General features: G+C 71.1%; 10 protein-coding genes. 6 read left to right on the plus strand and 4 right to left on the minus strand.

All coding sequences use genetic code 11. From position 1 onward, the window contains the following. Positions 1-25 precede the first annotated feature (25 nt). The gene (locus HYQ63_RS22185; RefSeq protein ID WP_179935534.1) at positions 26-1,714 is read right to left on the minus strand and encodes a protein kinase; all 1,689 of its coding nucleotides are present in this window, start codon (positions 1,712-1,714) and stop codon (positions 26-28) included. Positions 1,715-2,024: 310 nt separating this feature from the next. On the opposite strand from HYQ63_RS22185, the gene HYQ63_RS22190 reads away from it, so the two are divergent. Further along, the gene (locus HYQ63_RS22190; protein WP_257232010.1) at positions 2,025-3,620 is read left to right on the plus strand and encodes a protein kinase; all 1,596 of its coding nucleotides are present in this window, start codon (positions 2,025-2,027) and stop codon (positions 3,618-3,620) included. A gap of 121 nt (positions 3,621-3,741) precedes the next feature. On the opposite strand, the gene HYQ63_RS22195 is transcribed toward HYQ63_RS22190, so the two are convergent. Together HYQ63_RS22195 and HYQ63_RS22200 are read right to left on the minus strand one after the other, a co-directional pair. Further along, positions 3,742-4,779, minus strand: coding sequence for a phosphotransferase (locus tag HYQ63_RS22195; protein WP_179935536.1), 1,038 nt, complete (start codon positions 4,777-4,779; stop codon positions 3,742-3,744). Positions 4,780-4,862: 83 nt separating this feature from the next. Further along, positions 4,863-5,519 carry a response regulator transcription factor gene (locus HYQ63_RS22200; RefSeq protein ID WP_123106691.1) on the minus strand — a complete coding sequence of 219 codons (657 nt, stop codon included), beginning with the start codon at positions 5,517-5,519 and terminating at the stop codon, positions 4,863-4,865. A gap of 324 nt (positions 5,520-5,843) precedes the next feature. Here HYQ63_RS22200 and pdhA point away from each other — a divergent pair, with 324 nt between their 5' ends. From pdhA to HYQ63_RS22225, 5 genes are all read left to right on the plus strand, one after another. Further along, positions 5,844-7,007: a pyruvate dehydrogenase (acetyl-transferring) E1 component subunit alpha gene (gene pdhA, locus HYQ63_RS22205; protein WP_123106692.1), complete on the plus strand. Its 1,164-nt coding sequence runs from the start codon at positions 5,844-5,846 to the stop codon at positions 7,005-7,007. A 1-nt stretch (position 7,008) separates the two neighbouring features. Then, positions 7,009-7,989: an alpha-ketoacid dehydrogenase subunit beta gene (locus tag HYQ63_RS22210; RefSeq protein ID WP_179935537.1), complete on the plus strand. Its 981-nt coding sequence runs from the start codon at positions 7,009-7,011 to the stop codon at positions 7,987-7,989. A 22-nt stretch (positions 7,990-8,011) separates the two neighbouring features. Then, positions 8,012-9,406, plus strand: coding sequence for a dihydrolipoamide acetyltransferase family protein (locus HYQ63_RS22215; RefSeq protein WP_179935538.1), 1,395 nt, complete (start codon positions 8,012-8,014; stop codon positions 9,404-9,406). Positions 9,407-9,481: 75 nt separating this feature from the next. Further along, positions 9,482-10,141: a GntR family transcriptional regulator gene (locus HYQ63_RS22220; RefSeq protein ID WP_179935539.1), complete on the plus strand. Its 660-nt coding sequence runs from the start codon at positions 9,482-9,484 to the stop codon at positions 10,139-10,141. Beyond that, positions 10,138-11,433: a nitrate/nitrite transporter gene (locus HYQ63_RS22225; RefSeq protein WP_179935540.1), complete on the plus strand. Its 1,296-nt coding sequence runs from the start codon at positions 10,138-10,140 to the stop codon at positions 11,431-11,433. Before HYQ63_RS22220 ends, HYQ63_RS22225 begins: the two co-directional genes overlap by 4 nt. A gap of 29 nt (positions 11,434-11,462) precedes the next feature. Here HYQ63_RS22225 and HYQ63_RS22230 read toward each other — a convergent pair whose 3' ends face one another. Further along, positions 11,463-12,287, minus strand: a complete 825-nt coding sequence (locus tag HYQ63_RS22230; protein WP_179935541.1) for a maleylpyruvate isomerase family mycothiol-dependent enzyme — start codon at positions 12,285-12,287, stop codon at positions 11,463-11,465. Between the last annotated feature and the right edge of the window lie 90 nt (positions 12,288-12,377).

The raw sequence follows: 12,377 nt of genomic DNA on the forward strand, positions 1-12,377 counted from the left end.
GCGCCCAGCTAGGCGCGCCCACATGTCAGTCGTCGGGCATACCCGTGGAGACCGTCAGCTCGATGGTGTCCGTCTTCGGGTCGTACGGCTCGTAGTTGCGGTACGTGTAGTTGAGGACCGTGCCCTTGCCCCAGAGATTCTCGTCCTGGGTCGTGACGCGGTACTTCCAGCCCGCGGCCCGGATGCACTTCTTCACCGAGTCGACGTAGAGGTTCTGGAAGTCGGGCACGCTGTACGTGCCCTCGTCATCGCTGTTCTCGTAGGCGTCCGTGCACTTCTCAGGGTCGATCGTCTTCGTCTTGTCGCCCATGCGGAAGCCCGCGGGTTTCGTCGACGCGGGGGCGGAGGTCTTCTGGCCGCCGCCGCCCTTGCTCTCGTCCTTCTTGTCGCCGTCGCCGCCGCTGAGGGCGACGACCAGGACGACGCCGAGGACCGCGATCGCGGCCACCACGGCGGAGCCTATGATCACGCGCTTGTTGCTGTTGCCACCGCCCGGGGAGCCCGGCGAGCCCGGGGCACCCGACGACGGGGACGGAGCCGGGCTGGGCGAGATGTTGTACGGCGGCGGGGTGCTCGGGCCGTGGCCGCCCTGGTACGGGGACGCGGGGGCGGCGTACGGCTGCTGGCCCACCGGCATGGTCGGCGGCGGCGGGGTGGACGGGCCGAAGGCGCCGTACTGCCCCGCCCCGGCCTGCGGCTGGTACGGCGTCTGGACGCCGCCGGGGCCCGGCCCGGGGGTCTGCTGGTCGACGGGCGGGAAGACCGCCGCGCCGACGCCGGAGCCGCTGCTGGCGGGCGGGCCGCCGCTGATGATGATCGGGGAGGCGCCGGTCTGGCCGGTGCGGGAGACGCGGGCGCACTCGTCGCGCATGGCCTCGGCGGTGGGGAAGCGCTCGTTCGGGTTCTTCTTCAGAACGCGGGCGACCAGCGCGTCCACCGCGGGCGGGATGGACTGGTTGATCGAGGAGGGCGCGACCGGCTCCTCCTGCACGTGCGCGTACGCGATGGCGAGCGGCGAGTCGGCGTCGAAGGGGAGCCGCCCGGTCAGCAGCTCGAAGAGCATGATGCCGACCGAATAGAGGTCGCTGCGGGCGTCCACGCCGCGGCCCAGGGCCTGTTCGGGCGAGAGGTACTGCGGGGTGCCGACGACCATGCCGGTCTGGGTCATGGAGGTGACCCCGGACTGCATGGCGCGGGCGATGCCGAAGTCCATGACTTTGACCACATTACGCTTGGTCATCATCACGTTACCGGGCTTGATGTCGCGGTGAACCAGCCCCATTTCGTGGCTGATCTCCAGCGCCGCCAGAACATCACCGGTGATTTTCAGCGCCTTTTCGGTCGGCATCGCGCCGTATTGCCGAACGTCGGCGTCGAGGACGGAACGCAGGGGAAGTCCCTCGACGTACTCCATGACGATGTACGGCATGAGCGCGCCGTCGAGGGAATCCTCGCCGGTGTCGAAGACCGAAACGATATTGGTGTGCGTGAGTTTGGCCACCGCCTGGGCCTCGCGGCGGAAGCGCTCGCGGAAGGACTGCTCGCGTCCCAGCTCCGTGTGCAGCGTCTTGATGGCGACCTGGCGGTCCAGCACGGAGTCGTAGGCGAGGTGCACGGACGCCATGCCGCCTTCGCCGAGCAGGTCACGCAATTGGTAACGGCCGCCGGCCAGGGAGCTGCCCTGGTAGCGGCCCGGTGCGCCGTGCTGGCTCATGTTGTTACTTCCCCCTCGGCGCACTCCCGCTCAACCCGCACGTTTCGACGCCATGATCTTCGTGTTCCGGATATCGTGGCCAAGTCTGCCCCAGGCCACGGACACGTCAAGCCACGTGCCCGTTCCGTGACCGGATGCTCAAGAACCCGTCACGCGATTTGCAACACTTCACCGTCAACAGGTTTGATGGCCGGTCCATCACGAACCGATGCGCGGCGCGAAGGCTGTAGCGTGCCTAGCAGGAACCGTACCGCCCGCGGGCGGGGCGATCTCGACCAGACCCCCACCTAGACCGAGACGGCGAGGACCGATGGCACAGACCCAGAGCGCCCAGGGGCCCTCCGAACCTGACGCTACCGGGTCCGGAATGTCTGATGTGCCCGAGGCGTGGGGAAACGGTGGACTGGTCGGCGATGGCCGCTACCGTCTCACCGGGCGCCTGGGCCGCGGCGGCATGGCGGAGGTCTTCGCCGCCGAGGACATCCGGCTCGGCAGAACTGTCGCGGTGAAGCTGCTGCGCGCCGACCTGGCCGAGGACCCGGTGTCCAAGGCCCGCTTCACCCGCGAGGCACAGTCCGTCGCGGGGCTGAACCATCACGCGGTCGTCGCGGTGTACGACTCCGGCGAGGACGTCGTCGGCCCGAACACCGTCCCCTACATCGTGATGGAGCTGGTCGAGGGCCACACCATCCGCGATCTGCTGCTGAACGCCGAGGCTCCGCCGCCGGACCAGGCGCTGATCATCGTCTCGGGGGTGCTGGAGGCGCTCGCCTACAGCCACCAGCACGGCATCGTGCACCGTGACATCAAGCCCGCGAACGTGATCATCACCAAGAGCGGCGCGGTCAAGGTGATGGACTTCGGCATCGCCCGCGCCCTGCACGGCGTGCAGTCCACCATGACCCAGACCGGCATGGTCATGGGCACGCCGCAGTACCTCTCGCCCGAGCAGGCGCTCGGCAAGGCCGTGGACCACCGCTCCGACCTGTACGCGACCGGGTGTCTGCTGTACGAACTGCTCGCGCTGCGCCCGCCGTTCACCGGCGAGACTCCTCTTTCGGTCGTTTATCAGCACGTTCAGGACAATCCCGTACCACCGTCCGAAATTTCGGGCGGCACGGTTCCGCCGGAGCTGGACGGCCTGGTGATGCGCTCGCTCGCCAAGGACCCGGACGACCGGTTCCAGAGCGCGGAGGAGATGCGCGGACTGGTCCAGTACGCGCTCCAGATGCTCCAGGAGGCGGGCGGCCACACCGGGGTCTGGAACACCGGCCCGGTCACCCAGCACCTCGGCGGCGCCACCCCGGCGATGGGCGTGGCGGGCACGACCGCGATGCCGCACCCGGGGCACGGCGACACCTCCCAGCAGCCGATGGTCGCGCCCGGCGCGGGGAACGGCGGCGGGTACGACGGCGGTTACGACGGGGGCTCCGGCCGGGGCCGCCGGGGTGGCCGCGGCAAGCTGTGGCTGATCGCGGCGCTCGCGGTGATCGCCGTGGCGGTCGGGGTCGCGTTCGCGCTGGACCTCGGCGGCAATGACGACAAGGGCAAGCAGCCGAAGAAGAACCCGACGGCGACGCAGCAGAAGGAGACGAAGGAGCCGAGCGAGGAGCCGACGGAGGAGACGACGGAGGCCCCGGAGACCGACGACTCCACCGGCGGTACGGGCGACTACACCCCGTCCCAGGACCCGACCAGCCCCTCGTACACCGGGCAGCCCACCGACCCGGGGGTGCCGAACCAGCCGACCGGCGGCCCGACCGACGTCCCGACGGACCCGCAGACCACGCCGTCCGACGGCAGCAGCCCGACCACGCCGCCCGACGACGGCGGCGAGACCACGCCGCCGGACGACGGTGGCGAGGACCCGCCGACCAGCCTCCCGTCCGACGACAGCCTCGGCTGACCGGACGGGACCGGACCGGACCGGACCGAATCAAACCGGGTCCGCTGAACGAACGCCGACTGCCCCGGCCCCGCGCGAGCGGCGCCGGGGCAGTCGCATGAGGTGCGGGAGCGCGCGGCCCTCAGCCGCAGAAGGCGTCGCGGACCGCCTCGTACTCCTGCGTCCACCACACCACCAGCGCCGCCGCGGCCGGGAACTGCGGATCGGCGCGGTGGTCGCCGCGCTGGTAGTGCCAGCGCAGCATCCAGAAGTCGTTGAGCCGCTCCCACCACACCCGGTGCACGGCCGCGGCCATCTCGTCGGTCCCGGCGCCCGCCATGCGGCGGTAGGCCCGGGCGTAGGACCGGACCTTGGTCAGCTCCAGGGTGCCGCCGGGCCGTACGAAGAAGATCGCGGCGGCGCGGACGGCCTCCTCGGCGCGCGGCTGGACGCCCAGCCGGTCCCAGTCGACGATCGCGGCGGGTTCCGTATCGCGGTAGAGCAGGTTCAGCGGGTGGAAGTCGCCGTGCACCCAGCCGGTGGCCGGGATCGCGTCCGCCTCCGGCCGGCGGTGGGCGTGCCGCTCCAGCAGCGCGCGGCGCTCGGTCAGGCGGTGCTCGGCGAGTTCGTCGAAGGTGTCGCGGGGCCGGTGGCCGCGGACCCGCGCCAGCAGCTCGTCGATGAGGGCGTAGGTGTCCTCGGGGTCGGACGCGGGCTCCGGCGGCTCGCGGTCGCTGGTCCCGGCCCGCATGACCTGCTCCAGGCAGGTGTGGACGAACCCCAGCAGGCCGCCCAGCCGCCAGCACTGGGGTGTGGTCAGCGCGGCGCCGTCGCGGTGCCGTCCGTCGACCCAGGGGTGGAGGGCGTAGCAGCGGCCGCCGATGACGGCGACCGTGCGGCCGTGGGCGTCCGGGACCGGCGGGGCGACCGGCAGGCCGAGCGCGCCCAGCCGCTGGGTGGCCCGGTGCTGGCGGGCGATGGCGGTGCGGTCGCCGTCGAGGTGGTGCTTGAGGAAGAACCGGCCGCGGGTGGTGGCGAGCCGGTAGCCGCGGTTGAGCAGGCCCTCGGTGACGGGGTCGCAGGACACCGGCTCACCGGCCCGGTCGTAGCGGCGGAGCAGGGCGCTCAGGGTTTCCCCGTCGGGAGCGGCCTCGGCGAGGTGTACATGTGAGCGCGGCACCTGCCAGATGTTAGATCACCCGACGTCACGGACCGTGCGGGAGTTGACGCGGCAGGCCGAATGGTGCTTGGGGGCAACACCCCCTAGTTCTTCTGGGCCTGCATCCGGGCCACGAAGGCGGCGGCCTGCGAGCGGCGCTCCATGCCGAGCTTGGAGAGCAGGCTGGAGACATAGTTCTTGATCGTCTTCTCGGCGAGGTGCAGCCGCTCGCCGATCACCCGGTTGGTCAGCCCCTCCCCGATGAGCAGCAGGATCCGGCGCTCCTGCTCGGTGAGGGAGGCGAGCCGGTCGTCGGGCTTGGCGGCGCCGCCGCGCAGCCGCTCCAGGACCCGCGCGGTGGCCACCGGGTCGAGCAGCGAGCGGCCCGCGGCCACGTCCCGGACGGCGGCGAGCAGTTCGCTGCCGCGGATGTCCTTGAGCACGTAGCCGGACGCGCCCGCCATGATCGCGTCGAAGAGGGCCTCGTCGTCGGCGAAGGAGGTGAGCATCATGCAGCGGATGGCCTCGTCGCGCGAGCGGATCTCCCGGCAGACCTCGACGCCGCTGCGGTCGGGCAGCCGGATGTCGAGCACGGCGACATCGGGGCGGGTCGCGAGGATCCGGGCGAGGGCGTCGGCCGCGGTGCCCGCCTCGCCGACCACCTCCATGTCCGGCTCGCTCGCCAGCAGCTCGCGCACGCCGCGTCGTACGACTTCATGGTCGTCAAGTAGGAAAATCCTGATTTTTCCTTCTTCGCGCACGGCTCCAGTCTCACATACGGAGTCTTCCCGTGCCCTTGGCCAGCGGGATAACGTGCGGAGGACCGACGGTCGGCGAGGCTGTGACCAGTGGATGTTCACCCAAGCGCGCGATTTACTTGGAAATCCAAGCAAAATTGCAGGTCAGGTGGGGTTTCGCAGAGATGCGGAGCACTGGGTAACGTGCCTTGTGCGGGGCCGACCGCCGGGAACCTGTCACGCCCGGACGGACGTTTCGTCGCACCCACCCCGTGCGTCGTCGTCGGACGGGCGAGCCGCAACTGGCCGCCGGCGGATCCCGGAGGCCGGACAGACGGAGGAGCACACGTGACCGTGGAGAGCACTGCCGCGCGCAAGCCGCGCCGCAGCGGAGCCAAGCGCAGCACCAGCGCGCGGAGCACGAAGAAGCAGTCGGCGGAACCGGAACTCGTACAGCTGCTGACCCCGGAGGGCGAGCGCGTCGAGCACCCCGACTACGCGATCGACCCGACCCCCGACGAGCTGCGCGGCCTGTACCGGGACATGGTGCTGACGCGGCGCTTCGACGCCGAGGCCACCACCCTTCAGCGCCAGGGCGAACTGGGCCTGTGGGCCTCCCTGCTCGGCCAGGAGGCCGCGCAGATCGGCTCCGGCCGGGCCCTGCACGACGACGACTACGTCTTTCCGACCTACCGTGAGCACGGCGTCGCCTGGTGCCGCGGGGTCGACCCGACGAACCTGCTGGGGATGTTCCGCGGGGTGAACCACGGCGGGTGGGACCCCAACAGCAACAACTTCCACCTGTACACCATCGTCATCGGCTCGCAGACGCTGCACGCCACCGGCTACGCGATGGGCGTGGCCAAGGACGGCGCGGACTCCGCCGTGCTGGCCTACTTCGGGGACGGCGCCTCCAGCCAGGGCGATGTCGCCGAATCGTTCACCTACTCCGCCGTCTACAACGCCCCGGTCGTCTTCTTCTGCCAGAACAACCAGTGGGCCATCTCCGAGCCCACCGAGAAGCAGACCCGGGTGCCGCTCTACCAGCGCGCCCAGGGCTACGGCTTCCCGGGCGTCCGGGTGGACGGCAACGACGTGCTCGCCTGTCTCGCCGTCACCAAGGCGGCGCTGGAGCGGGCCCGCACCGGCCAGGGGCCGATGCTCGTGGAGGCGTTCACCTACCGCATGGGCGCCCACACCACCTCCGACGACCCGACGCGCTACCGCTCCTCCGAGGAGCGCGAGCTGTGGGAGACCAAGGACCCGATCCTGCGGCTGCGCACCCTCCTCACCAACGAGAAGCTGGCGGACGACGCGTTCTTCGACGCCCTGGAGCAGGAGTCCGACGCGCTCGCCAAGCGGGTGCGGGAGGCGGTCCGGGCCATGCCCGACCCCGACGACATGGCGCTGTTCGAGCACACCTACGCCGACGGCCATGCGCTCGTGGACGAGGAGCGGGCGCAGTTCGCCGCGTACCAGGCTTCGTTCGTCACCGCTGAGGAAGGCATCTGACATGGCAGCCGAGAAGATGTCGCTCTCCAAGGCGATCAACGCGTCGCTGCGCACGGCGCTCGAAAGCGACCCCAAGGTCCTGATCATGGGGGAGGACGTCGGCAAGCTCGGCGGCGTCTTCCGCGTCACCGACGGGCTCCAGAAGGACTTCGGCGAGGATCGGGTCATCGACACCCCGCTGGCCGAGTCCGGCATCGTCGGCACCGCGATCGGGCTCGCGCTGCGCGGCTACCGCCCGGTGGTGGAGATCCAGTTCGACGGTTTCGTCTTCCCCGCGTACGACCAGATCGTCACGCAGCTCGCCAAGATGCACGCCCGGTCGCTCGGCAAGGTCAAGATGCCGGTCGTCATCCGCATCCCGTACGGCGGCGGCATCGGCGCGGTCGAGCACCACAGCGAGTCGCCCGAGGCGCTGTTCGCGCACGTCGCCGGGTTGAAGGTGATCTCGCCGTCCAACGCCTCCGACGCCTACTGGATGCTCCAGCAGGCCATCGGCAGCGACGACCCGGTGATCTACTTCGAGCCCAAGCGCCGCTACCACGACAAGGGCGAGGTCGACACCTCGGCGATCCCCGGCCCGCTGCACGCGGCCCGGGTGGTGCGGCCCGGCTCCGACCTCACCCTCGCGGCCTACGGCCCGATGGTGAAGGTCGCGCTGGACGCGGCCGCGGCCGCCGCAGAGGAGGGCAAGTCGCTGGAGGTCGTGGACCTGCGGTCGATGTCGCCGATCGACTTCGACACGGTCCAGCAGTCGGTCGAGCGGACCGGCAGGCTGGTCGTGGTGCATGAGGCGCCGGTCTTCCTGGGGACCGGATCGGAGATCGCCGCGCGCATCACCGAGCGGTGTTTCTACCACCTCCAGGCCCCGGTGCTGCGGGTCGGCGGCTATCACGCGCCGTACCCTCCCTCGCGGCTGGAGGACGAGTACCTGCCCGACCTGGACCGGGTGCTCGACGCCGTAGACCGTGCGTTGGCGTACTGAAGGGCTTGAGGAGATCGTGACGATGGCAGTCGAACAGCGCTTCCGTGAGTTCAAGATGCCCGACGTGGGCGAGGGACTGACCGAGGCCGAGATCCTCAAGTGGCTGGTGGCGCCGGGCGACACCGTGACCGACGGTCAGGTGGTCTGCGAGGTCGAAACCGCGAAGGCCGCGGTGGAGCTGCCCATCCCGTTCACCGGGGTGGTGCACGAGCTGCGCTTCGACGAGGGCACCACCGTGGACGTGGGCACGGCGATCATTTCGGTGGACACCGACCCGGGCGCCGGAGAAGCGCCCGCGCCCGCCGCCGCGCCGGAACCCGCCGCCGAGGCGCCCGCCGAGGCCGAACCGGAGGGGCGCCAGGCCAACCTGGTCGGCTACGGCGCCGCGCCCTCCTCCACCAAGCGCCGTCCGCGTAAGGCCCAGCCGGGGGCGCAGCGCCCGGCGGCCGGGGCACCCCAGGCCCCGGCACCCGCGCCCGCCCCCGCGGCCCCCGCCGCGCCGGTGCGCCCGGAGCCCGCCCCCGAGCTGAACGGCCACGCCGGGGCCGCCCGTCCGCTGGCCAAGCCCCCGGTCCGCAAGCTCGCCAAGGACCTGGGCATCGACCTGGCGACGATCACCCCGACCGGCCCGGGCGGGATCATCACCCGCGAGGACGTCCACGCGGCCGTGGAAGCCCCCGCGGCGGCCCCGGAGCCCGCCGCTCCGGCCGCGGGCGCGCGGGAGCGCAGGGTGCCCGTGAAGGGCGTACGGAAGGCCACCGCGCAGGCGATGGTGGGCAGCGCCTTCACCGCCCCGCACGTGACGGAGTTCGTCACCGTCGACGTCACCCGCACCATGAAGCTGGTCGCCGACCTCAAGCAGGACCCGGAGCTGGCCGGGCTGCGGGTGAACCCGCTGCTCCTGGTCGCCAAGGCGCTGCTGGTGGCGATCAAGCGCAACCCGGACGTCAACGCCTCCTGGGACGAGGAGAACCAGGAGATCGTCTACAAGGACTACGTCAACCTGGGCATCGCGGCCGCCACCCCGCGCGGTCTGATCGTCCCCAACATCAAGGACGCGGACGCCAAGACGCTGCCCCAGCTGGCCGAGGCCCTCGGCGACCTGGTGTCCACCGCCCGCGAGGGCAGGACCAGCCCGGCGACGATGACCGGCGGCACGGTGACCATCACCAACGTCGGCGTCTTCGGCATCGACACCGGCACCCCGATCCTCAACCCCGGGGAGTCGGCGATCCTCGCCTTCGGCGCGGTCAAGCTCCAGCCGTGGGTCCACAAGGGCGAGGTCAAGCCGCGCCAGGTGACGACCCTCGCGCTCTCCTTCGACCACCGGCTGGTCGACGGTGAGCTGGGCTCCAAGGTCCTCGCGGACGTCGCGGCCATCCTGGAACGCCCCAAGCGTCTGATCACCTGGGGTTAGGACGGAGGTACCCCCCGTCCGCATGGCGGACGGGGGATACTCAGGCATACCTGTTGTATCTATGCTGTGCGCATCATGAGTTCCGCCGATACGGCCACCAAGCCGCCGCCCGCCGCCGAACGCGTCTACACCCATGTCAAACAAGCCGTCCTGGAGCGCCGCTACGAGGGCGGCACGCTGCTGAGCGAGGGCGAGCTGGCCGAGGCCGTCGGGGTCTCCCGTACGCCGGTCCGCGAGGCCCTGCTGCGGCTGGAGGCCGAGGGGCTGCTGAAGCTCTACCCCAAGAAGGGCGCGCTGGTGCTGCCCGTCTCCGCGCAGGAGATCGCGGACGTGGTGGAGACCCGGCTGCTGGTCGAGCAGCACGCGGTCGCCAAGGTGGTGCCGGCCGGGGCGCAGCTGCTGGCGCGGCTGGAGGAGCTGCTGGAGGAGCAGAAGGGGCACGCGGCGACCGGCGACCTGGCCGCGTTCGCGGCCGCCGACCGCTGCTTCCACGCGGAGATCGTCCGCGCCGCGGGGAACACGATCCTGGCCCAGCTGTACGACCAGCTGCGCGACCGGCAGCTGCGGATGGGCGTGGCCACCATGCACGCCGAGCCCGGCCGGATCGCCAAGAACATCACCGAGCACACCGAGATCCTCGACGCCCTGCGCGCCGGGGACGCGATCTCGGCCGCCGGGTTCGTCCAGCGCCACATCAGCTGGGTGAACACCCTCGCGCGGGGAGACGTGCGATGACCACGGCCCGATTGCCCGGGGACCCGCCAGGGGGACGGCGTGCCGTCGCCATCTGGGGCCTCGGTGTCGCCGTCTACTTCGTCGCCATCGTCTACCGCACCAGCCTGGGCGTGGCCGGGATCGACGCCGCCGAGCGCTTCCACATCAACGCCTCGGCGCTGTCGACCTTCTCCATGCTCCAGGTGCTCGTCTACGCGGGCATGCAGATACCGGTCGGGCTGATGGTCGACCGGCTCGGCACCCGCAAGGTGCTGGCGCTGGGCATCGTGCTGTTCACCACCGGCCAGTTCGGCTTCGCGCTGTCCCACTCGTACCCCATGGCGCTGGGCTCCCGGGCGCTGCTCGGCTGCGGTGACGCGATGACGTTCATCAGCGTGCTGCGGCTCGGCTCGCGCTGGTTCCCGGCCCGCCGGGGGCCGCTGGTCGGGCAGATCGCCGGGCTGATCGGGATGGCCGGCAACCTGGTCTCCACGCTGGTGATCGCCCAGACCCTGCACAGCGTCGGCTGGACCCCGACCTTCGCGGGCAGCGCGGTCGGCGGGGTCGTCATCCTCGTCCTGGTGCTGCTCTTCCTCAAGGACCACCCGGAGGGGCACGAACCGCCGCCCGCACCTCGGACGGACAAGAGCTTCGTGCGCCGGCAGATCGCGGACGCCTGGCGCGAGCCCGGCACCCGGCTGGGCATGTGGACGCACTTCACCACCCAGTTCCCCGCCATGGTCTTCCTGCTGCTGTGGGGGATGCCGTTCCTGGTGGAGGCGCAGGGGCTGTCCCGCGGGACCGCCGGTGAGCTGCTGACGGTGGTGGTGCTGTCCAACATCGTGATCGGCCTGGTCTACGGGCAGGTCATCGCCCGCCACCACGCCGCCCGCACCCCGCTGGCCCTCGGCACGGTCGGCGCCACCGCGCTGGTGTGGGGCACGGTGCTGTTCTGGCCGGGCGACCACGCGCCGCTGTGGATGCTGGCCGTCATGTGCGCCGTGCTCGGCGCGTGCGGTCCGGCGTCGATGATCGGCTTCGACTTCGCCCGCCCCGCCAACCCGCCCGAGCGGACCGGAACCGCCTCCGGCATCGTCAACATGGGCGGATTCACGGCCTCGATGAGTACTTTGCTCGCCATCGGCGTACTGCTGGACATGACCGGTCAGGACTTCCGCATCGCCTTCGCGGTGGTGTTCGTGCTCCAGGCGCTGGGCGTCTCCCAGATCCTGCGGCTGCGCGGCCGCGCGCGCCGCCGGGAGCGCGAGCGCGTGGTCGCGAGCCGCGTCGAGGCGGTGCACGTACCGGCGTGAGGGTCCCCTTACGGATCATGGGGCCGGGGTCACGGGGTGATCGCGAAGTGGGCCAGGATGGCGTCGGCCAGCTGCTGGTCCCCCTCGACCTTCACCTGTTCGGCGACCGTGTCGGACCGCACCCGGCCGCAGGCGAGCCGCACGTACGTCTCCCAGTCCAGGGAGAGCGTGACGGACGGGCCCAGCGACACACTGCCGTCGATGGTGGCCCGGCCGTCCGCGTCCACCCGCACGGTGCGCATGAACTCCATCGGGCCGTTCACGTCGAAGACCACCGCCGACTGGGGCGCCGCGCCCGCGTCCTTGGCGACCACCTTCGGCAGCGCCGACAGCAGCACGTCCCGGGTGACGTACGCGCCCGGCGAGTCCAGGTTCCCGGGCTGGTTCAGCGCGCGCCGCAGATCCTGCTCGTGCACCCACACGTCGAAGGCCCGGCGGGTCAGGGCGTCTTCGAGGGACAGCTCGCCGCCACCGGGCCAGCGCACCATGGTGTCCGGCTGCCGCTTCTCGTTGCGCAGCTGGCGGGACCGCCGGATGACGGTGTACTCCAGCTCGGACGTCATCTCCGGCGCCGTGTGGCAGCGCCGCACATCGACCTGGACTTCCATGTAACGCGACAGCTCGCCGGTCATGTGGAACAGGTCGCGCGGCAGCGTGTGGATCGGGCGCGGATCGCCGAGCATCTCGCACTCGAGGCCGATCACGTGCGAGACGACGTCCCGCACCGACCATCCCGGGCATTCGGTGGCGCGGTTCCATTCGCTCTCCGCGAGCGGATTCACCAACTCCGATATGGCGTCGATGGAATGCGTCCAGGCGTCGATGGAGGTCTGAAGGCTGGGATGGACGGTCACGGGACCCCTCGGGCGGTTGGTACGCGGGCTGGGTGCAGGTGTGTGGCTTCAAGTTACGCTGCCCACGCGCGCGAGGGCAGTGCTTCGAGT

The organism is Streptomyces sp. Rer75, from assembly GCF_013414305.1.
Lineage (GTDB): Bacteria > Actinomycetota > Actinomycetes > Streptomycetales > Streptomycetaceae > Streptomyces > Streptomyces himastatinicus.